The sequence below is a fragment of the Streptomyces crystallinus genome (genome assembly GCF_039521265.1).
Lineage (GTDB): Bacteria > Actinomycetota > Actinomycetes > Streptomycetales > Streptomycetaceae > Streptomyces > Streptomyces crystallinus.
On the sequence record NZ_BAAACA010000026.1, the window covers coordinates 1 to 24,243 of the forward strand.

Here is a 24,243-nt window from a genome sequence, read left to right on the forward strand (position 1 = left end):
GGGGCGGGCGGCGGGGGCGACGGCCTCGGCACGCCGGGGCGCGGGCACGGAGGCGGTGTCGCCGGCGGCGGAGGGCGCGGCGGGGCGGCGCGGGTGCTCGCCGGCCGGCGCGGACCGGACCGGGGCGGAAGGCGTCATGGCCGGAGCATGCGGACGCTCCCCCGGCGTCACCGACAGACCCGGCACGGAAGGCGTCGTGGCCGGACCCTGCGGACGCTCGCCCGGCGTCGCCGACCGGACCGGAGCGGAAGGCGTCGTGGCCGGACCGTGCGGACGCTCGGTGGGCGGCGTGGGCGCGTGTGGGGCGGTTTCCTGCCTGGGGGGTGCCGCGGGCTCCTGTCCCGGCTCGCCCTTCGCGGGGCGCGCCGAGGACGGGGGGCGTTGTGCGTCCGTGGTCAATGGCCCCCCTCGTACCCGTCGTGCGTGCGCTGCGGATCGGCTTGGCCGGCAGGGCCGTTCGTCGCCGCGTGGGCGCTACTTTACGGGCTGGGGCGCGTCGGCAGGGATACGGTCCGGGCTCGGGGGATCTGCACCGACTCGTCCCCCTACCCCCGGGTAGGCCGTTCTGGCAGGCTCTGCGCATGACTCCCCGCGCCGCTGACCGGGCCCGGTACGACCGGGCCACCGCCGCTCTCGACGCCCCCCTCGCGCTCGTGGACCTGGAGGCGTTCGACGCCAACGCCGACGACCTGGTCCGGCGCGCGCAGGGCAAACCGATCCGGGTCGCCAGCAAGTCCGTGCGGTGCCGGGCGCTGCTCGAACGGGTGCTGGCCCGGGACGGGTTCGCCGGGATCATGTCGTTCACGCTCGCGGAGTCGATCTGGCTGGCCAGGGCCGGGTTCGAGGACGTCCTGCTGGCGTATCCGTCGGCCGACCGGGACCGGTTCGCGGAGCTCGCCGCCGACCCCAAGCTGGCCGCCGCCGTCACGGTGATGGTCGACGACCCGGCCCAGCTGGACCTCGTCGACCGGGCGCGCGACCGGCACGACCTGCCGGTACGCGTCTGTCTGGAACTGGACACCTCGCTGCGGCTGTTGGGCGGGCGGGTGCGCGTCGGCGCCCGCCGCTCCCCGCTGCGCGAGCCCGCGCAGCTCGCCGAGCTCGCCCGTGCCGTGGTGCGCCGCCCCGGTTTCCGGCTGGTCGGACTGATGGCGTACGAGGGCCATGTGGCCGGGGTCGGGGACGCGATCGCGGGGCGGCCGGTGCGCTCCCGGGCGATCCGGCTGATGCAGGCGGCGGCCCGCCGGGAGCTGGCGGCCCGCCGGGCCGAGGTGGTGCGGGCGGTCCGGGCCGTGGCGCCGGACCTGGAGTTCGTCAACGGCGGCGGGACGGGGAGCGTGCAGCACACGGCGGCCGAGGACGCGGTCACCGAGATCGCCGCCGGGTCGGGCCTGTATGTGCCGCGGCTGTTCGACAACTACACCTCGTTCACCGGGCGCCCGGCCGCGCTGTTCGCCCAGCCCGTGGTGCGCCGGCCGGGTGTCGGCGTGGTCACCGTGCTCGGCGGCGGCTACCCCGCCTCGGGGGCGGCGGGCGTGGACCGGCTGCCCGTCCCGTACCTCCCCGAAGGACTGCGCTACGACCCGCAGGAGGGCGCCGGGGAGGTGCAGACCCCGCTGCTCGGCACGGCCGCCGACGATCTGCTGATCGGGGACAAGGTCTGGTTCCGGCACGCCAAGGCCGGTGAACTGTGCGAGCGGTTCGACGAGTTGCACCTGGTGGAGGGCGACCGGATCACCGCGACGGTCCCCACCTACCGGGGCGAGGGCCGCACGTTCCTCTGAACCGCGCCCGGCGGCTCACGGCGCCGGGGGCGCCACGCTGTTGCCGACCCCGCCGCTCTGCGGGCCGCCGAGGGCCCGGATGCCCGCCGTGATCCGGTCCAGTACGGCGAGCGGCGGGGCGCCCTTCCCCGCGTCGAAGGCGAAGCGGACGACGATCATCGACTCGCTGCCGACGCTCGACGGGAAGGCCAGCGACTGGACGTAACCGCCGGGCCCCGCCCCCGTCTTCACGCTCCAGCGCACCAGATAGCCGGTGCGCCCGGCGACCACCACGGACGCGGCCCGCACCTCGCGGTGCGAGACGATCCCGCCGTAGCGCCGCCGGCCGACGACGTCCTCGCCGAACGCGGCGTCGGCCGCCTCGCTGATGTCGTGCCTGGCGAGCGCCTCGGCGGTCTTGAGGTCGGTGCGGGTGGGCGTACGGGTGTTGACCGTGGCGTGGCGGCAGAACGCGCCCGAGTCGCCCGGGCAGTCGAAGGTGTCCTCGGTCTGCATGGTGGGCAGCCCGTCGATCTTGGAGTCAGCCTTCTCCCAGCCCGGCAGGACCGGCAGCGTGATGCCGTTGAGCTGGTCGACCAGCAGGCTCGGGTCGTCGCTGGGCGACGGCGGCGGCGCACTGCTCGCCGCCTGGGACGCGGCCGTGGTGGCCGCGCCACCGCTCGGCGCCGCGGCGGCCGGGGCTCCGTCGTCCCCGTCGTCCCCGTTCAGGACGACCACCCCGGCCACCAGTGCCGTGACGAGCACCGCGGCGGCCACGGCCACGACGGCCACCGGGCCCCGGCCGCGCGGCCGGGGCGCGACGGGCCCGAGGGGAACGGTCGGCGGCGAGGGCGGCACCACCGGCTGACCGGCGGCCCTGGTGTGCCCGGTCCAGGCCGTGCCGTCCCACCAGCGCTCCAGCACGGGCGTGCCCGGATCCGGGTACCAGCCGGGCGGTGTCGTCATGCTCATCGGGCCACCCTAGAGCGGCGCCTCAGCCGCCGTACACCGAGTCCCGCTGGTCGGGAACGACCGTGCCGTCCGCGCGGCGGACCGGCCCGGCGGTGCCGTCGCGGCCGGTGTACGCGGTGGTGGCGCACGGGTAGGTGCCGCTCTTCTGGCCCTTGGGCTGGATGAACATCGGGTTGACGATCCAGCGGCCGTCGCTGTTGTCGTACGCCCGGCACATCAGCTCGTTCTTGTTGCGGTTCAGGACCAGCCGCAGCCCGGTCGCGTCGCGCAGGAACGAGACGTCCGTGTCGGAGTCGCCGGCCGCGAACACCTGGCGCCGCGCGGCGGGCTGCACCCGCTCGGCCGCCGCCCCGCGCACCCCGAAGACCTCCTGGTTGATCCAGCACCGCTTGCCGTCGATGTACGTGATCATCGCGTCCTCGCCGTCGGCGACCGAGCCGCAGCCCTTGAGGTGCGGGGTGAGCCGCCCGTGCGCGGTGACCGGGCGGATGCCGATGGTGTGGTCGGGCGCGATGCCGACGCCGGCCGCCCAGACGTCGACGACGGGCTCGGGCGACGCCGAGGTGACCCAGACGTCGAACCCGGCCCGCTCGAGCGTACGGATCAGATCGCGCTGCTGGTCGTAGTAGCGCACCCAGCCCATCACCTCGGCCGTGCCGACGCGCTGCCGGGCGCCGATCGGCGCGGCCAGGTTCTCGGCGCGGGCGGCCCGGGCGAAGGAGCGGATGTCGCCGGCCCGCCAGCCGCTCATCAGCTGGGCGAGCCAGGCGTACTGCGGCTCGATGGTGCGCCGGTCCCAGCCGGCGAACGCGGCGGCGCCAGCGGTGGTCCTGCCGTCCCCGTAGACCGTGCGTATCTCGTCGGCGCAGCGCGGGTCGGTGGCGGTGGGCAGCGTGGCGGCGTCCGCCGGGCAGGCGGCGGCGAGCGCGGTGGCGGCCGGTTCGGTGAGGTAGCGGCTGGTGGTGTGCCAGTCGCCGTGCTGGGGGCGGCGGATCTTGGAGTGGCGCAGCATCCAGTACATCGTGGCGTCGCCGACGTCGTTCTTGACGACGGTGTTGTCCCAGTCGAAGACCGCGACGGGCTGGTGGCCCCTGGCCGCGCCCGCGCCCTTCCCGCACCTGCCGTAGGTGTCGACGAGCTCCTGGAGGCGGGCCTTGTTCTGCCCGTACCAGCCCTGGGTCACGGTGAGTTCGGGGCACGCGCCGGTCCGGGCCTGGGCGGTGGGGGCGGCGGCGAAGGCGCTGCCGGCGATCGCCAGGGCGGCGGCCGCGGCCTGCCAACGACGTGCACTGCGCATGAACACTCCTGTCACAAAGGGAAGATCACCGGGGACGGTAGGCAGAACAGCCGGGCGTCGTGCGACGCCCGGCTGTCGGCTGGGTGGAGCGAAGGTGAACGCCTAGAGCGGGGTCACGTACGCGCCCGAGATCCCGCCGTCCACCAGGAAGTCCGTCGCGTTGACGAACGAGGAGTCGTCGCTGGCCAGGAACGCCACCGCCGCCGCGATCTCGTCGGCCTCGGCGAAGCGGCCGAGCGGGATGTGCACCAGGCGGCGCGCGGCCCGCTCCGGGTCCTTGGCGAACAGCTCCTGGAGCAGCGGGGTGTTGACCGGGCCCGGGCAGAGCGCGTTGACCCGGATGCCCTCGCGGGCGAACTGCACGCCCAGCTCGCGGGACATGGCGAGGACGCCGCCCTTGGACGCGGTGTAGGAGATCTGCGAGGTCGCGGCCCCCATCCGGGCCACGAAGGACGCGGTGTTGATGATGGAGCCCCGGCGCTGCTCGCGCATGTACGGGATGGCCGCCTTGCAGCACAGATAGACGGAGGTGAGGTTGACCTCCTGGACCCGCTTCCAGGCCTCCAGGCCGGTCTCCAGGATGGAGTCGTCGTCGGGCGGCGAGATACCGGCGTTGTTGAAGGCGATGTCGACGCTGCCGTAGGTGTCGTACGCGGCCTTGAAGAGCGCGTCGACCTGCTCGGCGTCGGTGACGTCGACGCGTACGGCGAGCCCGCCGACCTCGTCCGCGGCCTTCTTGGCGGCCGCCTCGTCGATGTCGCCGCAGACCACGTGGGCGCCCTCGGAGGCGAGCCGGCGCGCGGCCGCCAGACCGATGCCGCTGCCGGCTCCGGTGATGACGGCGGTGCGGCCGACCAGGCGGCGGCAGATGGTGTCGTCGGTCATGTGCTCAGGCCTCCGTGCTGATGAAGACGTTCTTGGTTTCGGTGAAGGCGGCCAGCGCGTCCGGCCCGAGCTCTCGGCCGAGTCCGGACTGCTTGTAGCCGCCGAAGGGGGTCCAGTAGCGCACGCTGGAGTGCGAGTTGACCGAGAGGTTGCCCGCCGCGACGGCGCCGGAGACGCGCAGCGCGCGCCCCACGTCCCGGGTCCAGATCGAGCCGGACAGCCCGTACTCGGTCGCGTTGGCCAGCCGTACGGCGTCGGCCTCGTCGTCGAAGGGCAGGACGACCGCGACCGGCCCGAACACCTCCTCGACGGCCACGGGGGCGTCGGGGGCGACTCCCGTGACGACGGTGGGCGCGAACCAGAAGCCGGGGCCCTCGGGGGCGGTGCCGCGGATGCCCGGCAGGTCCCCGGGGACGTACGCCCGTACCCGCTCCAGCTGGGTCCGTGAGATCAGCGGGCCCATCTGGGTCTTCTCGTCGGCCGGGTCGCCGACCACCACGGACTCGACGCCGGGGGCGAGGAGCTCCAGGAAGCGGTCGTAGACCGGGCGCTGGACGAGGATGCGGGTGCGGGCGCAGCAGTCCTGGCCGCTGTTGTCGAGGAAGGACATGGGCGCGGCGGCGGCGGCCGCCGCCACGTCGGCGTCCGCGAAGACGATGTTGGCGCTCTTGCCGCCGAGTTCCAGGGTGACCCGCTTCACCCGCTGGGCGCACTTGGCCATGATCTGCTTGCCGACCCGGGTGGAGCCGGTGAACACGATCTTGGCGACGCCGGGGTGCTCGACCAGTGCGTCGCCCGCGACGGCGCCCGCGCCCGGCAGCACCTGGAAGAGGTGCTCGGGCAGACCCGCCGCAAGGGCGAGTTCGGCCAGCCGCAGGGCCGTGAGCGGGGTGGTCTCGGCGGGCTTGAGGATCACCGCGTTGCCGGCCGCGAGCGCGGGGGCGGTGCCCCAGGCGGCGATCGGCATCGGGAAGTTCCAGGGTGCGATGACGCCGACCACGCCGAGCGGTTCGAGCAGGGTGATGTCGAGGCCGCCCGCGACCGGGATCTGCCGTCCGGTCAGCCGCTCCACTCCCCCGGCCGCGTAGTCGAGCAGGTCGCGGACGTTGCCCGCCTCCCAGCGGGCGTTGCCCACGGTGTGCCCGGCCTCGCGCACCTCCAGCCGCGCCAGTTCCTCGACGTGCTCGTCGACGGCGGCGGCGAAGCGGCGCAGCAGCCGGGCGCGGTCGGCGGGGGCGAGCGCCGCCCACGTGGTCTGCGCCCGCGCGGCCCGGGCGACGGCCGCGTCCACGTCCTGGGCGGTGGCGGCGGGGACGGTCGCGATGACCTCCTCCGTCGCCGGGTTGAGCACCTGGTGCTCGTACGGGTGGTTCACGTCGTACGGATCGGACACAGCGGGCCTCACAGGCGTTCGAAGGAGCGGCGCAGCTCCCAGTCGGTCACCGCGGCGTCGAAGGCGTCCAGCTCGACGCGCGCCATGTTGCGGTAGTGCGCGACCACCTCGTCCCCGAAGGCGGCCTTGGCGATGGGGCTGTTCTCCCACAGCTCGGCGGCCTCGCGCAGGGTGGTCGGGACGTGCTCGTAGTCGCCGGTGTAGGCGTTGCCGGTACAGGCGTCCGGCAGCTCGAGGCGCTGCTCGACGCCGTACAGGCCCGCGGCGACGAGTCCGGCGACGGCGAGGTGCGGGTTGACGTCGCCGCCCGGCAGCCGGTTCTCGAACCGGGTCGAGCGGCCGTGGCCGACCACCCGCAGGGCGCAGGTGCGGTTGTCGTAGCCCCAGGCGACGGCGGTGGGCGCGAAGGAGCCGGGCTGGAAGCGCTTGTAGGAGTTGACGTTCGGCGCGTACAGCAGCGAGAAGTCCCGCAGCGCGGCCAGCTGGCCCGCGAGGAAGTACCGCATCAGCGGCGACATCCCCTCGGGCCCGTCGCCCTGCATGGCGTTCCGGCCGTCCTCGTCGGTGAGCGAGAGGTGGATGTGACAGGAGTTGCCCTCACGCTCGTTGTACTTCGCCATGAAGGTGAGCGAGACCCCCTCCTGGGAGGCGATCTCCTTGGCACCGGTCTTGTAGACGGCGTGCTGGTCGCAGGTGACCAGGGCCTCGTCGTAGCGGAAGACGATCTCGTGCTGGCCCGGGTTGCACTCGCCCTTGGCGGACTCCACGGTCAGGCCCGCCGCCGCCATCTCGTTGCGGATGCGGCGCAGCAGCGGCTCGATCCGGCCGGTGCCGAGCACCGAGTAGTCGATGTTGTACTGGTTCGCCGGGGTCAGCCCCCGGTAGTCGGCGTCCCACGCCTCCTCGTAGCTGTCCCGGAAGACGATGAACTCCAGCTCGGTGCCGACCTGGGCGGTCAGTCCCAGCTCGGCGAGCCGGTCGAGCTGGCGGCGCAGGATCTGGCGCGGGGCGGCGACCACGGGCGCGCCGTCGTTCCAGGCGAGGTCGGCGATCAGCAGCGCGGTGCCCTCGTTCCAGGGCACCCGGCGCAGGGTGGCGAGGTCGGGGTGCATGGCGAAGTCGCCGTACCCCCGCTCCCAGGAGGACATCGCGTAGCCCTCGACGGTGTTCATCTCGGTGTCCACGGCGAGCAGGTAGTTGCAGCCCTCGGTGCCGTGGGCCGCGACCTCGTCGAGGAAGAATCGTGCGGCGAACCGCTTGCCCTGGAGCCGCCCTTGCATATCGGGGAACGCCAGGACCACAGTGTCGATCTCGCCGCTCTCGACGAGGGCGCGCAGCGCCTCGATGTCGAGCGGGGGTGTGCGGTCTGCCACGGGAAAAGCCTCCTTCGGTCAGCCGGGAGCCATAAGGTATTGCCGAGAACCATTGCTTGGGAAGGGGGTGCGGCCAGATGTCGCGACCGGATTCCTCGGACCGGCTCGCGCCGGTGCTGCGGACGGTACGGGCCGGCAACGGCTTCGAGGAGGCGCTGGAGCAGATCCTCCAGGTCGTCCGCCTGGGGCTGGTGCCCGGTGGCGAACGGCTGCCGTCGGAGCGGGAGTTGGCCGAGCGGCTGGGCATCAGCCGGGTCACCCTGCGCGAGGTCCTGAAGGTGCTGACCGACCAGGGCCTGGTGGAGGCCCGGCGCGGCCGCTACGGCGGTACGTTCGTGCTGCCCCGCGCCCAGTCGCCCGGCGAGGACGAGCTGCGGCGCCGGGTGGCCGGGGTCGACGTGGAGGACGCGCTGCGCTTCCGCGAGGTGCTGGAGGTGGGCGCGGCCGGGCTGTGCGCGGCGCACGGCCTCACCGCCGAGCAGGCCGAACGGCTGCGGGAGGCGCTGGCCCGTACGCATGACGCGCCGCTGGGCGAGTACCGGCGGCTGGACACGCTGCTGCATCTGACCCTGGCCGAGCTGTCCGGCTCGCCGAGCCTGACCGCGCAGTACGCGGCGGTCCGGGCGACCGTGAACGACCTGCTGGACTGCATTCCGCTGCTGGTGCGGAACCTGGAGCACTCGCAGCGGCAGCACACGGCGCTGGTGGAGGCGGTGCTGGACGGGGACGCGGACGGGGCCCGGGAGATGATGCGGGAGCACTGCGCCGGTACGGCGGCGCTGCTGCGGGGGTTTTTGACGTGATGCCTTCGTCTGCGGACCGTGGTGGGTTGCTCGCGCCCACGCGGCGGAGCCGCAAAATGTCACAGCCCCGCGCCCCTTAGGCGTCCGGTACCGCAACGCACTGCCAGATGATTCCCTCAGCGCCCATCCCGTTTACCCCGACGTAACGCAAGGGGCTTGCTTTTCGGCCGGCTTCCCCGCAAAGGTATGCCCCCAGTCCATTGACCCCATCCCCGTCGGGAGCCGCGTCATGACCCTGGAGTCCACCGAATCCGCACGGCCGGGACCGGCCGAATCCGCCGACGACTATCTGGAGCGGCGTACGCTCCGCCGGGGCAGCGCCGGCTGGCTGCTGCTGACCGGTCTCGGCGTCGCCTATGTCGTCTCCGGCGACTACTCCGGCTGGAACTTCGGCCTCGCGGAGGGCGGCTTCGGCGGTCTCGCGATCGCCATGGCCCTGATGGGCCTGATGTACGTCTGCATGGTCTTCTCGCTCGCCGAGCTCTCCTCCGTCCTGCCCACGGCGGGCGGCGGCTACGGCTTCGCGCGGCGGGCGCTCGGCCCCTGGGGCGGCTTTCTGACCGGGACGGCCATCCTCATCGAGTACGTGCTCGCCCCCGCCGCCATCTCCCTCTTCATCGGCGACTACGTCGAGTCGCTCGGCCTGTTCGGGCTCACCTCTGGCTGGCCGGTCTACCTCGCCTGCTTCGTCGTCTTCATCGGCATCCACCTGTGGGGCGTGGGCGAGGCGCTGCGGTTCAGCTTCGTGGTGACGGGCGTGGCCGTGGCCGCGCTGCTCGTCTTCGCGGTCGGCGCGTTCGTCGACTTCGACGCGTCCAGGCTGGACGACATCGCCGTGCACCACGACGCGTTCGGCTCCAGCTCCTGGCTGCCGATGGGGCTCATGGGCATCTGGGCGGCGTTCCCGTTCGGCATGTGGTTCTTCCTCGGCGTGGAGGGCGTGCCGCTGGCCGCCGAGGAGACCCGCGACCCGGCCCGTACGCTCCCGAAGGCGATCCGCTGGTCCATGGGCATCCTGGTGGTGCTCGCCCTGCTGACCTTCTTCGCCTCGGCGGGCGCGCGCGGCTCGGCCGCGATCCAGGACGCGGGCAACCCGCTGGTCGAGGCGCTCCAGCCGGACGGGAAGGCCACGGCGCTGAGCCGGGTGGTCAACTACGCGGGGCTGGCGGGCCTGGTGGCCTCGTTCTTCTCGCTGATCTACGCGGGCTCGCGCCAGCTCTTCGCCCTGTCCCGGGCGGGCTATCTGCCCCGCTTCCTGTCCCTGACCAGCCGCCGCAAGGCGCCCTACCTGGGTCTCCTGGTGCCCGGCGCGATCGCCTTCTCGCTGGCGGCCGCGACCGGCGACGGGGCGCGGATGCTGAACGCGGCGGTCTTCGGCGCCACCGTCTCGTACGCGCTGATGTCGCTCTCCCACATCGTGCTGCGCCGCCGCGAACCGGATCTGGAACGGCCGTACCGTACGCCGGGAGGAGCGCTGACCTCCTCGGTCGCGCTGGTCCTCGCGTGCGCGGCGCTGGTCGCCACGTTCCTGGTGGACGTGGTGGCGGCGCTGATCGCGCTCGGGGTGTACGCGGTCGCCGTCGGGTACTTCGGCCTCTACAGCCGCAAGCACCTCGTCGCACGGGCCCCCGAGGAGGAGTTCGCGGCGCTCGCGGCGGCGGAGGCCGAGCTGGAGCGCGAGTGAGCGTGGAGCGGCGGCACGGGGTTCGGCAGCACGGGGTTCAGCAGCACGAGAGGGAGGACGCGGTGGTACGGCCACTGATCGGTGTCAGCACATATCTGGAGGAGTCGGTGCGCTGGGGGGTGTGGGACTGGCCGGCCGCGCTGCTGCCCGCCTTCTACCCACGCCTGGTCAGGGCGGCGGGCGGCCTCACGGCGATGCTGCCGCCGGACGACCCGCAGCTGGCCGCGCGGGTGGTGGCCCGGCTCGACGCCGTGGTGATCGCGGGCGGGCCGGATGTGGAGCCGGTACGGTACGGGGCCGCCCGCGACGTCCGGACCGGGCCGTCGGCGCCGGAGCGGGACGCCTGGGAAACCGCCCTGATCGAGGCCGCGCTGGAGTCCGGGACGCCGCTGCTGGGCATCTGCCGCGGGATGCAGCTGCTGAACGTGGTGCTCGGCGGCACGCTGGTGCAGCACCTGGACGGGCACACCGGCGGGCACGGCGTGGTGGGCCGCCACACCGTGCGCCCGGTGCCGGGCACGCTGTACGCCGGGATCGAGCCGGAGGCGGCGTCCGTGCCGACCTACCACCACCAGGCCCTGGACCGCGTCGCCGCCGGTCTCGTGGTGTCCGCCCTGGCGGAGGACGGCACCCCCGAGGCGGTCGAACTGCCGGGCGCGGTCTGGGTGCTGGGCGTCCAGTGGCACCCGGAGCTGGGCGAGGACACGAAGGTGATGCGGGCGCTGGTGACGGCGGCCGGGGCCCGGACGGCGGCGCCGGCGTACTGAGCCCGCCCCCGCCACAACGGCGACGGCGGCAGCGGCAGCATCAGCGGCTCAGCCCACCCCAGGCCCCGACCGCGTCAGCGACAGCAGGTCGCGGGCCGGGCCCGTGGGGCGGTGGGCGGTGCGCCAGACCGCCCGCAGGTCGCGGCGCAGCCGCAGCCCCTCCAGCGGGATACGGACGAGGCGGCGGCCCGCCAGCTCCTCCCCCAGGGCGAGTTCGCTCAGGACCGAGGGGCCCGCGCCGCTCACCACGGCCGCCTTCACGGCCGTGGTGGAGGCGAGCTCCAGGAGCGGCCGGGCCACCCCGCCGTGGCCGGCGAGCGCCGCGTCCAGGACCTGCCGGGTGCCCGAGCCCTCCTCGCGCAGGATCAGCGGGGTCGCGGCCAGTTCGGCGGCGCCGAGCGGGGCGCGGCGCCGGGCCCACGGGTGGGTGGGCGCGGTGACCACCACCAGCCGGTCGTGGCCGACCACGGCCCCGTCGAGCCCGGCCGGCACGGCCAGGCCCTCCACGAAGCCGAGGTCCGCCTCGTCGGCGAGGAGCCGCTCGGCCACGAACGCCGAGTTCCCGGCGAGCAGCGAGACGGCCGTGCCCGGACGCTCGCCCCGCAGTGCGATCAGCCAGCCGGGCAGCAGATACTCCGCGATGGTCATACTGGCGGCCACCCGCAGCCGGGAGTCGCGCCGCCCGCGCAGCGCCTGCGCGCCCGCGTCGAACGCCTCGGCCGCCTCCACGACCCGCCGCGCCCAGTCCGTCACCAGCGCGCCCTCGGCGGTCAGCGTGGAGCCGCGCGGCGAGCGGTCGACGAGGGTGACCCCGAGGTGCCGCTCCATCGAGCGGATCCGGCTGCTCGCGGCGGGCTGGGTGATCCCCAGGTCGCGCGCGGCGCGCCCGAGGCTGCCGTGCCGGGCGACCGCGATCAGCAGCTCCATCGCGCTCAGATCGGGCACCCGCCGGGACAGCGGACCGGCGTCCTCCGCACTGCTCATACTCATAAACCCAGCTTATGTCCCCATAGGAAGATCCGGTCTGGTGCCCCCCTCGTACCGGCGCGAAGGTGGACACATGGTCACCCTCATCCACCCCCGCACCCAGGCGCCCGCCGCACGCCACACCCCTCTGCGGCACCTCGGTCCCAACTGGTACGCCACCGTCATGGGGACCGCGATCATCGCCAACGCGGGTGCCGGACTGCCGGTCCGCGTGCCGGGTCTGACGGTGGTGTGGGGCCTGTCGCTGGCCATGCTCACCGTCCTCGTCGCCGCCCGCGCCGCCCACTGGCGCCACCACCGCGACCAGGCCCGCGCCCACCTCATGGACCCGGGCGTCGCCCCCTTCTACGGCTGTATGTCGATGGCGTTCCTGGCCGTCGGCATCGCCACCCTCACCGTCGGCAAGGATGTGATCGGCGAGGGCGCCGCCGTCCCGCTGGCCTGGGTGCTCTACGCGATCGGCACCGCCACCGGGCTGGCCGTCGCCGTGGGCATCCCCTACCTGATGGTGGTCCGCCACCAGGTCGCCCCCGGCAGCGCCTCCCCGGTCTGGCTGCTGCCCGTGGTGGCCCCCATGGTCTCCGCGACCCTGGGCGCGCTCCTGGTCCCCCACCTCCCGGCCGGCCAGGCCCGCGAGGCGATGCTGCTCGGCTCGTACGCGCTGTTCGGCATGAGTCTGCTCGCCGTCCTGGTCATGCTGCCGGTGATCTTCGCCCGGCTGGTGCACGAGGGCCCCCTCCCCCTGCTCCTGACCCCGGCCCTGTTCCTGGTGCTCGGCCCCCTCGGCCAGTCCACCACCGCCGTGAACAAGCTCGCCGACGTGGCCCCCGGCGCGGTCGACGCCGCCTACGCGGGCGGTCTGAGCGCCTTCGCCGTCGTCTATGGCGTGCCCGTGATGGGCTTCGCCCTGATGTGGCTGGCACTGGCGACCGCGATGGTGGTGCGCGCGGCCCGCTCCGGGATGCCCTTCGCGATGACCTGGTGGGCGTTCACCTTCCCCCTGGGCACCTGTGTGACCGGCGCCGAGGGCCTGGCCCACCACACCGGCCTGGCCGCCTTCACCTGGCTCGCCTACGGGCTGTACGCGCTGCTGGCCACGGCCTGGCTGGTGGCGGCCGCCCACACCGCACGCGGCCTGCTCAGCGGACGGCTGCTCGCAGCGCCCCGCTGAGCGCACCCGGCGCCGCCGCCAGCGACGGCCCGTACCAGGTGAGGAGGCGGCCGTCGACCAGCGCGGCCGGGAGGTCCGGGAAGGCCTCCGGGCCGTCGTCGGCGGTGAAGCGGTAGGGCTCGTCGGGGAGGACCAGCAGGTCCGCCCCGGCGGCCCGCAGCTCGTCCAGGGGGATGCGGGGGTAGCGCTCGGCGTGGTCCGCGTACACGTTGCGGACGCCGAGCCGGTCCAGCAGGTCGCCCGCGAAGGTGTCGCGGCCCAGCACCATCCAGGGGCGGCGCCACACCGGCACCACGGCGGCCACCGGCGACGGCGGGCGCCCCACCCGCTCCCAGGCCTCGCGCGCCTCGTCGAGCCAGCGCGGCCGGGCGAGCCCGCAGGCGTCCACCAGGACCCGCGCCAGCTCCGCGAAGGCCTGGTCGAGGTCGCGGACCTCGGTGACCAGGACCTCCAGGCCCGCCGCGCGCAGGGCGGCCAGGTCAAGCTCGCGGTTCTCCTCCTCGTTGGCGATCACCAGATCGGGGCGCAGCGCGGCGATCGCGGCGGTGTCGGGGTTCTTGGTGCCGCCGATCCGCGCCGCCGCGAGGCCCGGCGGGTGCGTGCACCAGTCGGTGGCGCCGACCACCAGGCCGGGGGCGGTGGCCGCCACCGCCTCGGTGAGCGAGGGCACCAGCGAGACCACCCGGGGACCGGCCGCCGGGCGCCCCATCAGTGGCGGGTCTCCTCGATCGCCTCGATGTGGTCGGCGACCGCCACCAGCAGGATGCGGGTGCCGGGCACCGCCGCGCGCCAGCGGTGGCGGACCCCGCCGGACAGGCACAGCGTGTCGCCGCGCTCCAGGCGGTAGGCGCGGCCCTCCGCCTCGACCTCGGCGGCGCCGTCGGCCACGTACATCAGCTCGTCGTTGCGGTGCTGGAACTCGCGCGCGGTGTCGTGCTCGCCGGTGAACTCCATGGCGTGCAGCTGGTGGTGGCCGCGCAGCAGCTGGCGCACCCCGCCGCCGTCCCCGTCGTCCGCCCGGGCCACCTCGACCGTACGGGCGGTGTCGGCGGCGTCGTACAGCTCGGGCACGGTGGTGCCCAGGGCGTCCGCCACCCGCGCCAGCGAGCGGGGGCTGGGGCGGGCGCGTTCGTTCTCGATCTGGCTCAGGAAGGGCACCGAGAGGCCGCTGCGCTGCGCCACCGCGGCGAGCGTCAGCCCCAGCTCGCGTCGGAGCCGCCGCACCGCGACTCCCACCCGAAGAGTTTCCTTGTCGTCCATCTCTCCGGCTCCCTCCCCGTCACCTGGTCCACTCCGGCCGCCGCACTGCCTGCACCCTACGCAGCTTCGGCGCCCCGGGGCACCACCGTGGAAAAGATGAGTGCCCGCACGGCGGGCCGGGCATACCTGCACGGATGGGGCCCCGCCGGTCTCCCGGCGGGGCCCCATCACCATGCGAACGGCTGAAACGTTCGCCCGTGCGGCACAGCGTTACGAGCCGACCGGCGTCCACTTGTCGGCGAGGCCCGGGTTCTCGTCGAGCCAGGCGCGGACGGCCTGCTGCTCCTTGCCCTTGCCGGTCGACTGGATCTTGGCCTCGAGACCGGTGAGCTGCTTCTCGGTCATCTTGAAGCCCTTCAGCCAGGCACCCACCTTCGGGTTGTCGCCGGAGAAGCCCTTACGGGCCAGGGTGTGCACCCCGTCGCCCTTGCCCCAGGTGCCCCTGGGGTCCTTGAGCTTCTTCAGGTCGTACGTGCTGTACGCCCAGTGCGGCGACCAGAGGGTGACCGCGATCGGCTCCTTCTTGGCGTACGCCCGCTTGAGCTCGGCGAGCATGGACGGCGTGGAGCCGTCGACCACCTTGTACTCGCCGTCCAGGCCGTACTCCTTGAGGACCTTGTCCTTGAGCAGGCCCATCATTCCGGCGCTCGGCTCGATGCCGATGATCCGGCCCTTGAACTGCCCGGACTTGCCCTTGAGGTCCTCAAGCGAGTCGATGCCCTTCATGTACGAGGGCACGCTCAGCTCCAGTGAGGTCGGGCCGTACCAGGCGCCCAGGTCCTCCAGCTTGTCGTGGTACTTCTGCCAGTACGTGGCATGGGTGACCGGCAGCCAGGAGTCGGTCTCGAAGTCGATCTGGCCGCCCGCCATACCGGTGTAGAGCGCGCCCGCCTCGTACTGCTTGGTGTCGACCTTGTAGCCGCGCCGCTCCAGGAGCTCCTTCCACAGGAAGGTGGAGGCGATGCCTTCGTCCCAGGGGATGTAGCCCAGGGAGACCTTCTTGCCCTTGCCGACGTTCTCGGCGCCGGAGGCGGTGGCCGTCGACGAGGAGCCGAACATGCCCATACCGCCGGCCACCAGCGCGAGGACGACCACACCGACGACCGCGACGGCGGGCTGCGGGCGGTGGTTCCAGAGCTTGGCGCCGGAGGACTTGGCGCGGGCCAGCGCCCGGCGGCCGACCGGCGAGACCTGGCGGCCCAGCGCGCCGGTCATCCGGTCCAGGTACATGGCGAGGATGACGATGGAGACGCCCGCCTCGAAGCCCAGGCCGATGTCGACGTTGCCGATGGCGCGGTAGACCGCGCCGCCGAGCCCGCCGCCGCCGACCATGCCCGCGATGACGACCATGGACAGGCCCAGCATGATGACCTGGTTGACGCCCGCCATGATGGTGGGCAGCGCCAGCGGGAGCTGGACCCTGAGCAGGGTGTTGCGCGGGGTGGTGCCGAACGCCTCGGCCGCCTCGACCAGTTCGGGGTCGACCTGGCGGATGCCGAGCTCCGTCATGCGCACGCCCGGAGGCAGCGAGAAGACGATGGTGGCGATGATGCCGGGGACCACGCCGACGCCGAAGAAGATGATGCCGGGGATCAGATAGACCATGGCGGGCATGGTCTGCATGAAGTCCAGGACCGGCCGGCTGATCGCGCTGACCGTCTTGGACCGCGACGACCAGATGCCCAGCGGCACCGCGAGGACCAGGGTGACCACGGTCGCCACGAGGACCAGCGACAGCGTCGACATCGCCTCGTCCCACAGCTCGATCGAGTCGATCAGGGCGAACCCGCCGAAGGCGAGCACACCGGCGACCAGGCCGCGCAGCCACCACGCGACGACCGCGAGGATGCCCGCGAAGAGCAGCGGGTGCGGCGCGGACAGCACGGCGTCGATGCCGTCGTACATGCCGTTGACGACCTTGGTGATGGCGTCGAACAGCCAGGAGAGGTGGGTCTGGAGGAAGGTGACGGCGCTGTCCACCCACTCGCCGAGAGGGAGCCTAGGCACGGGCCACCTCCTGGGCCGAGCAGGCGACCGGCCCGCTCCGGTCGTCCCCCAGGAAGGCGATCAGCCGCTCCTGCGGTACGACACCGAGCACCGAGCCGTCGCTGTCCTTGACGGCGACGGGGTGCGGCACGCGCGCGGCTACGGCGCACAGGTCGGCGACGCTGGTCTCGGGGGTGACCGTCTCGCAGTCGCAGCCGGTCCCGGCGTCGGGGCGGTGCGGCTCGGTCATCACGGACAGGGCGGTGAGCACCCGGGAGCGGTCGACGTCCTGGATGAACGAGGCGACGTAGTCGTTGGCGGGGGTGAGGAGGATGTCCTCGGCGCTGCCGAGCTGGACGATCCGCCCGTCACGCATCACGGCGATGTTGTCGCCGAGCCGCATGGCCTCGTTGAGGTCGTGGGTGATGAACACGATGGTCTTCTTCAGGCGCTTTTGGAGGACGAGGAGCTGGTCCTGCATGTCACGGCGGATCAGTGGGTCGAGCGCGCTGAAGGACTCGTCCATGAGGAGCAGGTCGGCGTCGGTGGCGAGCGCCCGGGCCAGGCCCACGCGCTGCTGCATGCCGCCGGAGAGCTCGTCCGGCCAGGAGTCGCCCCAGCCGGCCAGACCGGTGAGCTCCAGGGCCTCGGCGGCGCGCTTCTCGCGCTCGGCGCGCGGCACGCCCTGGACCTCCAGGCCGTACGCGGCGTTCTCCAGGACGCTGCGGTGCGGGAAGAGCGCGAAGTGCTGGAACACCATGCTGATCTTGTGGGAGCGCACGGCGCGCAGCTCGCGCGGGCTCAGACCGGTCAGGTCCTGCCCGTCGTAGAGCACCCGCCCGGAGGTGGGCTCCAGGAGCCCGTTGAGCATCCGCAGCAGCGTGGACTTTCCGGAGCCGGACAGTCCCATGACGACGAAGATCTGGCCGGGCTCGACCGTGAACGACGCGTCGATCACCGCCGCGGTCGTCCCGTCGGCCCGCAGCTCGTCGCGGTCGGCGCCGCCCTCGAGCCTGCGCACCGCGTCGTCGGGTCGTCTGCCGAACACCTTGTAGAGCTGCTCGGCTTGCAGCGTGGACACATACACCTCACGGGTAGAACCGAAAACGGCCCGCATCCCCCGCCGGCGGGCCGTGGAGCGGCACGGATTCGGTCCGCCGCCCTGCGCATGCGATGCCGTGTTCGTGGTATCCGATACGAGGGTCCGCTCCGGCGCCGCGCCTTCCCGGCCGTACCCGGACCAAACGGAAAAGTGACCCAGCTCACCGGTGTGCCCGCTCGCCGTCGGCGTCTGTCAGTGGGCTGCGGCATCATCGGGGTGTGACGCGACGCCTGATGCTCCTCGACACCGCTTCCCTCTACTTCCGGGCCTATTTCGGGGTCCCCGACTCGGTCCGGGCCCCGGACGGCACCCCGGTCAACGCCGTGCGAGGCCTGCTCGACTTCATCACCCGCCTCGTCCAGGACCACCACCCGGACGACCTGGTGGCCTGCATGGACGCGGACTGGCGCCCGCACTGGCGGGTGGAGCTGATCCCGTCGTACAAGGCGCACCGGGTGGCGGTGGAGACGGCCGAGGGCGTCCCGGACGAGGAGGAGGTCCCGGACACGCTGGCCCCGCAGGTCCCGGTGATCGAGGCGGTCCTGGACGCGCTCGGCATCGCCCGCGTCGGCGTGGCGGGGTACGAGGCGGACGATGTGATCGGCACCCTGGCCGCGGCCGCCCCGGGCCCGGTGGACATCGTCACGGGCGACCGCGACCTGTTCCAGCTGGTCGATGACAAGCGCGGGGTGCGGGTCCTCTACCCCCGCAAGGGCGTCGGCGACTGCGACGCGGTCGACGAGGAGCTGATCCGCACGAAGTACGGGGTGCGCGCCGATCAGTACGCGGACTTCGCCGCCCTGCGCGGTGACGCCAGCGACGGCCTGCCGGGCGTCAAGGGCATCGGCGAGAAGACGGCCGCGCAGCTGATCACCGAGTACGGCGATCTGGCGGGCGTGCGCGCGGCGGCCGTGGACCGCACCTCCCGGCTCACCCCCGCCAAGCGCCGGGGGATCGTCGAGGCCGCCGAGTATCTGGACGTGGCTCCGAAGGTGGTCCGGGTGGCGCAGGACGTGCCAATGCCCGCGTTCGACCCGGCGCTGCCGGCCGAGGCGCTGCACCCGGAGACGGTGGACGAACTGGCGACGCGGTGGGGCCTGGGGAGCTCGCTGACCCGGCTGCTCGCCACGCTGGGCCGCTGAGCCGCCGAGCCGCCGCCGGGGCCTGTGCCCGGTGGGCCTTCGCGCTCTTTGTACGGTGGGCCCGCATGCCCGGGATGCTAACTTAGGTAAACCTAAGAAGAGCACACGGTTCAGCGCGCCGGGCGGACGGTCCGGCACACATCAGGGGAGAACGCTGTGGCAGAACGACCCGCCCGCAAGGGGCCCCGGGCCCACGAGACCCGCGTGGTGCGTACGGAGTGGATCACTCCGCACATGGTCCGGCTGGTCCTGGGGGGCGCGGCGGCGAGCGGCTTCGCCGCCGACGAGTACACCGACCACTATGTGAAGCTCCTCTTCCCGGCGCCCGGGGTGACCTACCCCGAGCCGTTCGACCTGGAGCGGGTGCGCAGTGAGTTCCCGCGCGACCAGTGGCCGAGCAACCGGACGTACACGGTCCGGGCCTGGGACGCCGAGCGGGACGAGCTGACCATCGACTTCGTGGTCCACGGCGACGAGGGCCTGGCCGGGCCGTGGGCCGCCCGCGCCCAGGTCGGCGACGTCCTGCGGCTCTCCGGCCCCGGCGGCGGCTACAGCCCGGACCCGGCCGCCGACTGGCATCTGCTGGTGGGCGACGAGAGCGCCCTTCCGGCGATCGCCGCCGCGCTGGAGGCGATGCCCGAGGGCGCGGTCGTCCACGCCTTCGTGGAGGTCCCCGGCCCGGACGAGGAGCAGAAGATCCTCGCCCCCGAGGGCGTCGAGGTGACCTGGCTGCACCGCGGTGACGCCCCGGTGGGCGACCCGCTGATCGCGGCGGTGCGGGAACTGGCGTTCCCCGAGGGCGATGTCCACGCCTTCGTCCACGGCGAGGCGGCCTTCGTCAAGGAGCTCCGCCGCCATCTGCGCCTGGAGCGCGAGATCCCCCGCGACCGCCTCTCCATCTCGGGCTACTGGCGCCTGGGCCAGAGCGACGAGGCGTGGCGCGCGGTGAAGCGGGAGTGGAACGAGCAGGTGGAACGCGAGCAGGAGTCAGCGGCGGCGTAGCCCCACCGAACGGCCCGCCCCTCCCTCTGGGCTCCGCCCCGGCCCTGCCTTCGTCTGCGGACCGTGCTGGCTTGCTCGCGCAGTTCCCCGCGCCCCTTAAGTGCGCCCCTACGGGGCACACACCCGCGATCGCCCCGGAGGGGCGCTTTAGGGGCGCGGGGAACTGCGCGACCAGCCACCCACCCAGCCGCAGACAAAGACCGGGCCAAAAAAGGGGCGCGGGGAACTGCGCGAGCAACCCACCACTCAGCCGCAGACAAAGGCCGGGCCCCGAGAAGGGCTCAGCCCACCGAGCTGTACGCCACAACCCCCCGCAGCAACGCCTCCACCGCCTTGCGCGCATTCCTGGCCACCGTGCTCCCCCCGGCAGAGCCGGGCGACGCCGCCGCGATCTGCCCGAGCACATCGATGACCTGCTTGCACCACCGCACAAAGTCACCCGCCGGCATCTCCGCCTCGCGCAGCACCTCGTCCAGCCCCTGGCCGGAGGCCCACTGGAAGGCCGCCCAGGCGAAGCCGAGGTCGGGCTCGCGCTGGCCCACCCCCTCCGCCTGGTTGATCTTGTGGTCCTCCTCCAGCGCGTCGAGCCGGCCCCAGATGCGGACCATCTCGCCGAGCGCCGCCTTGGCCGCGCCCGAGGGCAGCTTGGGCGCCACCGCGTCGTCGGCCTGGCGCGCCTCGAAGACCAACGCCGAGACGCACGCCGCCAGTTCGGCCGGGCTCAGGCCCTCCCAGACACCCGCCCGCAGGCACTCGCTGGCCAGCAGGTCCAGCTCGCCGTAGAGCCGGGCCAGCCGTCGGCCGTGCTCGGTGACCTCGTCGGCGCGCAGATAGTCCAGCTCGGTCAGGAGCGCCACGATCCGGTCGAAGGTGCGGGCGATGGTGTTCGTCCGCCCCTCGATGCGCTTCTCCAGCTGACGGGTGTCCCGCTGGAGCCGGTAGTACCGCTCGGCCCAGCGCGCGTGGTCCTCGCGCTCGTCGCAGCCGTGGCACGGGTGGGCGCGCAGCTCCGCCCGCAGCCGCATGATCTCGCGGTCGTCGGCGGCCTCGGAGCGGCCCCTGCGGTGCCGCTCGGGCACGATGTGGCCCGCCTTGGTGCGCAGCGCGGAGGCCAGGTCGCGGCGGGACTGGGGCGAGCGCGCGTTGAAGGACTTGGGGACCCTCATCCGCTCGATCGCCTCCACCGGCACCGGGAAGTCCATCGCGGCGAGCCGCTTGACCTGCCGCTCGGCGGTCAGCACCAGCGGGCGCGGCCCGTCGTGCTGGTCGAAGCCGCGGTGGCCGTTGGAGCGCCCGGCCGGGATGCCCGGGTCGAGCACCAGCGCGAGCCCGGCGAACTTACCGGTCGGCACATGGATGACGTCGCCGGGCTTGAGCCGCTCCAGGGACGCGGCGGCCGCGGCCCGGCGCTGGCTGGCGCCCTGCTTGGCGAGCTCCGTCTCGCGGTCCTTGAGGTCGCGGCGCAGCCGCGCGTACTCCTCGAAGTCCCCGAGGTGGCAGCTCATGCCCTCCTTGTAGCCCTCCAGGCCCTCCTCGTTGCGCTGCACCTGGCGGGAGATGCCGACGACGGACTTGTCCGCCTGGAACTGCGCGAAGGAGGTCTCCAGGAGCTCGCGCGAGCGGTGCCGGCCGAACTGCTCGACCAGGTTCACCGCCATGTTGTACGACGGCCTGAAGCTGGAGCGCAGCGGATACGTCCGCGTGCCCGCGAGGCCCGCGAGCGCGCCCGGGTCCATCCCGCGCTGCCAGAGCACCACCGCGTGGCCCTCGACGTCGATCCCCCGGCGCCCGGCGCGGCCGGTCAGCTGGGTGTACTCACCGGGGGTGATGTCGGCGTGCTGCTCGCCGTTCCACTTCACCAGCTTTTCCAGGATCACCGTCCTGGCGGGCATGTTGATGCCCAGGGCGAGCGTCTCGGTGGCGAAGACTGCCTTCACCAGGCCGCGCACGAAGAGCTCCTCCACAACCTCCTTGAAGGTCGGCAGCATGCCCGCGTGGTGGGCCGCGATGCCCCGCTCCAGGCCCTCCAGCCACTCGTAGTACCCCAGGACGTGCAGGTCCTCGCCGGGGATGGAGGCGGTGCGCTCCTCGACGATCTCGCGCACCTTCTGGCGCGCCTCCTCGTCGTTGAGGCGCAGGCCCGCGTACATGCACTGCTGGACCGCGGCCTCGCAGCCGGCCCGGCTGAAGATGAAGGTGATGGCGGGCAACAGGCCCTCGGCGTCGAGCCGTTCGATGACCTCGGGGCGGCCCGGCGTCCAGATCCGGGAGCGCTGGCGGCGCTCGCGCTCGCGGTCGGCCTCGCGGACCATCTTGCCGCGCCTGCGGTCGCGCGGGTTGTACGTCTTCTGGTTCTCCATCCGGGCCATGCGCAGCAGGTCCGGGTTGACCTCGCGGCGGGCGCCGCCGCGGCCGCCGTGGTCGGTGGACTCCTCGAAGAGGTCGTACATCCGCCGGCCGGCCAGCACATGCTGCCAGAGCGGGACCGGGCGCTCCTCGGAGACGATCACCTCGGTGTCGCCGCGCACGGTGTCCAGCCAGTCGCCGAACTCCTCCGCGTTGGAGACGGTCGCCGACAGTGACACCAACGTCACCGACTCGGGCAGGTGGATGATCACCTCTTCCCAGACGGCGCCCCGGAAGCGGTCGGAGAGGTAGTGCACCTCGTCCATGACCACGTAGCCGAGGCCGGTCAGCGACTGGGAGCCCGCGTAGAGCATGTTGCGGAGCACCTCGGTGGTCATCACGACCACCGGCGCCTCGGAGTTGACGCTGTTGTCGCCGGTGAGCAGGCCGACCTTGTCCGCGCCGTAGCGTCTGACCAGGTCGGCGTACTTCTGGTTGGAGAGCGCCTTGATCGGCGTGGTGTAGAAGCACTTGCGGCCCTGCTGGAGGGCCAGGTGCACGGCGAACTCGCCGACGATCGTCTTGCCGGAGCCGGTGGGGGCGGCCACGAGCACGCCCTTGCCCGCCTCCAGTGCCCGGCAGGCCTCGATCTGGAAGGGGTCCAGATCGAAGTCGTACAGGTCGCGGAAGGGGGCGAGCGCGGTGGCCTGCTCGGCGGCGCGGAGCCGGGCAGCTGCGTACGCTTCGGCTGGTGAGAGGTCCTCTGTCATCTTGTCTTCGAGCCTACCCGCCGCCTCTGACAGAGGTCGCGATCTTTATCGGGACGGGGGTCCGGGAACGCGTGAGCGGCCGGGTGCGCGCCGTGCGCGCCCCGGCCGCTTCACGGCGTGGGATCAGGTGACGTCGTCGTAGCCGTTGACCCGGCTGGAGCGGCCGTCGGCCTGCTCGGGCAGGGCCGGGGCGGTGACCGGCTCGACGGCGCCGATGTCCTCGGGCGTGAGGTCGAGGTCGGAGGCCTCGTCGTCGCCGGGGCCGGCTGCCGCGCGGTCGCGGCGGCGCTTGTCGTTGAGGAACGAGATGCCGACCGCGATGAAGTACAGCACGATGATCGGGGCGGCCAGCAGCAGCATCGACATCGGGTCGACCGTCGGCGTCGCGAAGGCCGCGAAGACGGTGACGCCCATGATCATGCCGCGCCACCAGCCGAGCATCCGGCGGCCGGTGAGCACTCCGCCGAAGTTCAGCATGATCAGCAGGAGCGGCAGCTCGAAGGAGAGGCCGAAGACCACGATCATCCGCAGCACGAGGTCGATGAGCTCGTTCAGCGGGAGCAGGTTCAGCGCGCCGTCGGGGGTGAACTCCAGGAGCACCTTCGCCGCGGCGGGCAGGACGTGGTACGAGAACCAGCCGCCGGCCAGGAAGAGCGGGAAGCCCGCCGCGACGAAGCCCAGCGAGTACTTCTTCTCGTTCTTGTGCAGGCCCGGGGCGATGAACGCCCAGAGCTGGTAGAGCCAGACCGGGCTGGCCCCGACGACACCCGCCACCAGGGACGTCTTGATCATCAACGTGAACGGCGACATGAGGCCGGACATCGTGACGTTGCCGCAGTGGTCCTTGCTGTCCTTCTGGGACAGCGCGTCGAACGCTTCCTTGCAGCCGACCGACTCCCTGACCGGCTTGATGATCAGGTCGACGATGTCCTTGTAGTAGAACGCCGCCACCACGGCGCAGACAAGGATCGCGAGGACCGCCTTCGCGAGCCGGTTGCGCAGCTCACGGAGGTGGTCCGAGAGGGGCATCCGCCCCTCCGGGTCCCTCTGCTGTTTGCGGGCAGACTTCAGCAACCCACGTCCTCATCTCGTGCGGCAGGGCACCTTGGTGACCGGTGCCTGCTTCGGCCCAGGTGTCAGCGGGTGGAGTCGGTCGGCTCGGTGACGGGACGCGAGCTGCTGACGTCGCCGGGGGCCGACTGGATGGTGCGCTGCGCCGGGGGCTGCTCGCCCGGCTGCGGCGGGTCCGCGGGGGCGGTCTGCTGGCCGTCGGACTTCATGGCCTTCGCCTCGCTCTTGAGGATCCGCGCGGACTTGCCGAGCGAGCGCGCCATGTCCGGAAGCTTCTTCGCGCCGAACAGCAGGACGATGACGACGAGGATGAGAATGATCTCGGGGGCTCCGAGCCTTCCGAACATAAGCTTTTACCTTCTCACCGAGGCGACGTGGGTGGGGCTGACGAGTGCCGTGCGGACTGGTGTCCGACGGGTTGCGTGCAGCGATCGTAACGCGCGGGGGTGAACGCTGGGCAATCCCCGTG

The 24,243-nt window shown here is 72.9% G+C and carries 20 protein-coding genes; 7 read left to right on the forward strand and 13 right to left on the reverse strand.

Annotation, left to right across the window (positions count from 1 at the left end; all coding sequences use genetic code 11):
• Positions 1-581: 581 nt before the first annotated feature.
• Positions 582-1,784, forward strand: coding sequence for an amino acid deaminase/aldolase (locus ABD236_RS20590; protein WP_344075266.1), 1,203 nt, complete (start codon positions 582-584; stop codon positions 1,782-1,784).
• A 15-nt stretch (positions 1,785-1,799) separates the two neighbouring features.
• On the opposite strand, the gene ABD236_RS20595 is transcribed toward ABD236_RS20590, so the two are convergent.
• From ABD236_RS20595 to ABD236_RS20615, 5 genes are all read right to left on the reverse strand, one after another.
• Positions 1,800-2,735: a DUF2510 domain-containing protein gene (locus ABD236_RS20595; RefSeq protein ID WP_344075267.1), complete on the reverse strand. Its 936-nt coding sequence runs from the start codon at positions 2,733-2,735 to the stop codon at positions 1,800-1,802.
• 22 nt (positions 2,736-2,757) lie between these two features.
• Positions 2,758-4,032, reverse strand: coding sequence for a haloacid dehalogenase-like hydrolase (locus tag ABD236_RS20600; protein ID WP_344075268.1), 1,275 nt, complete (start codon positions 4,030-4,032; stop codon positions 2,758-2,760).
• A gap of 102 nt (positions 4,033-4,134) precedes the next feature.
• The gene (locus ABD236_RS20605; protein WP_344075269.1) at positions 4,135-4,917 is read right to left on the reverse strand and encodes a 3-oxoacyl-ACP reductase; all 783 of its coding nucleotides are present in this window, start codon (positions 4,915-4,917) and stop codon (positions 4,135-4,137) included.
• A 4-nt stretch (positions 4,918-4,921) separates the two neighbouring features.
• Entirely contained in the window at positions 4,922-6,310 is a 1,389-nt protein-coding gene (locus ABD236_RS20610; protein WP_425543915.1) for an aldehyde dehydrogenase family protein, read from the reverse strand.
• Positions 6,311-6,318: 8 nt separating this feature from the next.
• Positions 6,319-7,683, reverse strand: a complete 1,365-nt coding sequence (locus ABD236_RS20615; RefSeq protein WP_344075270.1) for a glutamine synthetase family protein — start codon at positions 7,681-7,683, stop codon at positions 6,319-6,321.
• Positions 7,684-7,760: 77 nt separating this feature from the next.
• Here ABD236_RS20615 and ABD236_RS20620 point away from each other — a divergent pair, with 77 nt between their 5' ends.
• From ABD236_RS20620 to ABD236_RS20630, 3 genes are all read left to right on the forward strand, one after another.
• A complete protein-coding gene (locus tag ABD236_RS20620) occupies positions 7,761-8,486 on the forward strand; it encodes a FadR/GntR family transcriptional regulator (protein WP_344075271.1) in 726 nt (241 codons plus the stop codon).
• 229 nt (positions 8,487-8,715) lie between these two features.
• The gene (gene eat, locus ABD236_RS20625) at positions 8,716-10,170 is read left to right on the forward strand and encodes an ethanolamine permease (protein ID WP_344075272.1); all 1,455 of its coding nucleotides are present in this window, start codon (positions 8,716-8,718) and stop codon (positions 10,168-10,170) included.
• A 62-nt stretch (positions 10,171-10,232) separates the two neighbouring features.
• Positions 10,233-10,937, forward strand: coding sequence for a gamma-glutamyl-gamma-aminobutyrate hydrolase family protein (locus ABD236_RS20630; RefSeq protein WP_344075273.1), 705 nt, complete (start codon positions 10,233-10,235; stop codon positions 10,935-10,937).
• A gap of 48 nt (positions 10,938-10,985) precedes the next feature.
• On the opposite strand, the gene ABD236_RS20635 is transcribed toward ABD236_RS20630, so the two are convergent.
• Positions 10,986-11,927, reverse strand: coding sequence for a LysR family transcriptional regulator (locus tag ABD236_RS20635; RefSeq protein WP_425543916.1), 942 nt, complete (start codon positions 11,925-11,927; stop codon positions 10,986-10,988).
• A gap of 70 nt (positions 11,928-11,997) precedes the next feature.
• On the opposite strand from ABD236_RS20635, the gene ABD236_RS20640 reads away from it, so the two are divergent.
• A complete protein-coding gene (locus tag ABD236_RS20640) occupies positions 11,998-13,095 on the forward strand; it encodes a TDT family transporter (RefSeq protein WP_344075274.1) in 1,098 nt (365 codons plus the stop codon).
• On the opposite strand, the gene ABD236_RS20645 is transcribed toward ABD236_RS20640, so the two are convergent.
• The 4 genes from ABD236_RS20645 to ABD236_RS20660 form a co-directional block, all read right to left on the reverse strand.
• Positions 13,064-13,804, reverse strand: a complete 741-nt coding sequence (locus ABD236_RS20645) for a helical backbone metal receptor (RefSeq protein WP_344075275.1) — start codon at positions 13,802-13,804, stop codon at positions 13,064-13,066. The genes ABD236_RS20640 and ABD236_RS20645 overlap by 32 nt on opposite strands.
• On the reverse strand, positions 13,804-14,355 hold the full coding sequence (locus ABD236_RS20650) for a helix-turn-helix domain-containing protein (protein WP_067154906.1): 552 nt from the start codon (positions 14,353-14,355) through the stop codon (positions 13,804-13,806). Before ABD236_RS20650 ends, ABD236_RS20645 begins: the two co-directional genes overlap by 1 nt.
• Before the next feature lie 210 nt (positions 14,356-14,565).
• Positions 14,566-16,362 carry an ABC transporter permease/substrate binding protein gene (locus ABD236_RS20655; RefSeq protein ID WP_344075276.1) on the reverse strand — a complete coding sequence of 599 codons (1,797 nt, stop codon included), beginning with the start codon at positions 16,360-16,362 and terminating at the stop codon, positions 14,566-14,568.
• Entirely contained in the window at positions 16,355-17,458 is a 1,104-nt protein-coding gene (locus tag ABD236_RS20660) for a quaternary amine ABC transporter ATP-binding protein (protein WP_425543917.1), read from the reverse strand. The genes ABD236_RS20655 and ABD236_RS20660 overlap by 8 nt, the downstream gene beginning before the upstream one ends.
• 218 nt (positions 17,459-17,676) lie before the next feature.
• Between ABD236_RS20660 and ABD236_RS20665 the strand changes: the two genes are divergently transcribed.
• Positions 17,677-18,585, forward strand: a complete 909-nt coding sequence (locus ABD236_RS20665; protein WP_344075446.1) for a 5'-3' exonuclease — start codon at positions 17,677-17,679, stop codon at positions 18,583-18,585.
• A gap of 156 nt (positions 18,586-18,741) precedes the next feature.
• Positions 18,742-19,587: a siderophore-interacting protein gene (locus tag ABD236_RS20670; RefSeq protein WP_344075279.1), complete on the forward strand. Its 846-nt coding sequence runs from the start codon at positions 18,742-18,744 to the stop codon at positions 19,585-19,587.
• A 281-nt stretch (positions 19,588-19,868) separates the two neighbouring features.
• Here ABD236_RS20670 and ABD236_RS20675 read toward each other — a convergent pair whose 3' ends face one another.
• From ABD236_RS20675 to tatA, 3 genes are all read right to left on the reverse strand, one after another.
• Positions 19,869-22,703 (reverse strand): DEAD/DEAH box helicase, encoded by a 2,835-nt coding sequence (locus tag ABD236_RS20675; protein WP_344075280.1) that lies wholly within the window; start codon positions 22,701-22,703, stop codon positions 19,869-19,871.
• A gap of 123 nt (positions 22,704-22,826) precedes the next feature.
• A complete protein-coding gene (gene tatC, locus ABD236_RS20680) occupies positions 22,827-23,777 on the reverse strand; it encodes a twin-arginine translocase subunit TatC (protein ID WP_344075281.1) in 951 nt (316 codons plus the stop codon).
• Positions 23,778-23,839: 62 nt separating this feature from the next.
• Positions 23,840-24,121, reverse strand: coding sequence for a Sec-independent protein translocase subunit TatA (gene tatA / locus ABD236_RS20685; RefSeq protein WP_067154882.1), 282 nt, complete (start codon positions 24,119-24,121; stop codon positions 23,840-23,842).
• Between the last annotated feature and the right edge of the window lie 122 nt (positions 24,122-24,243).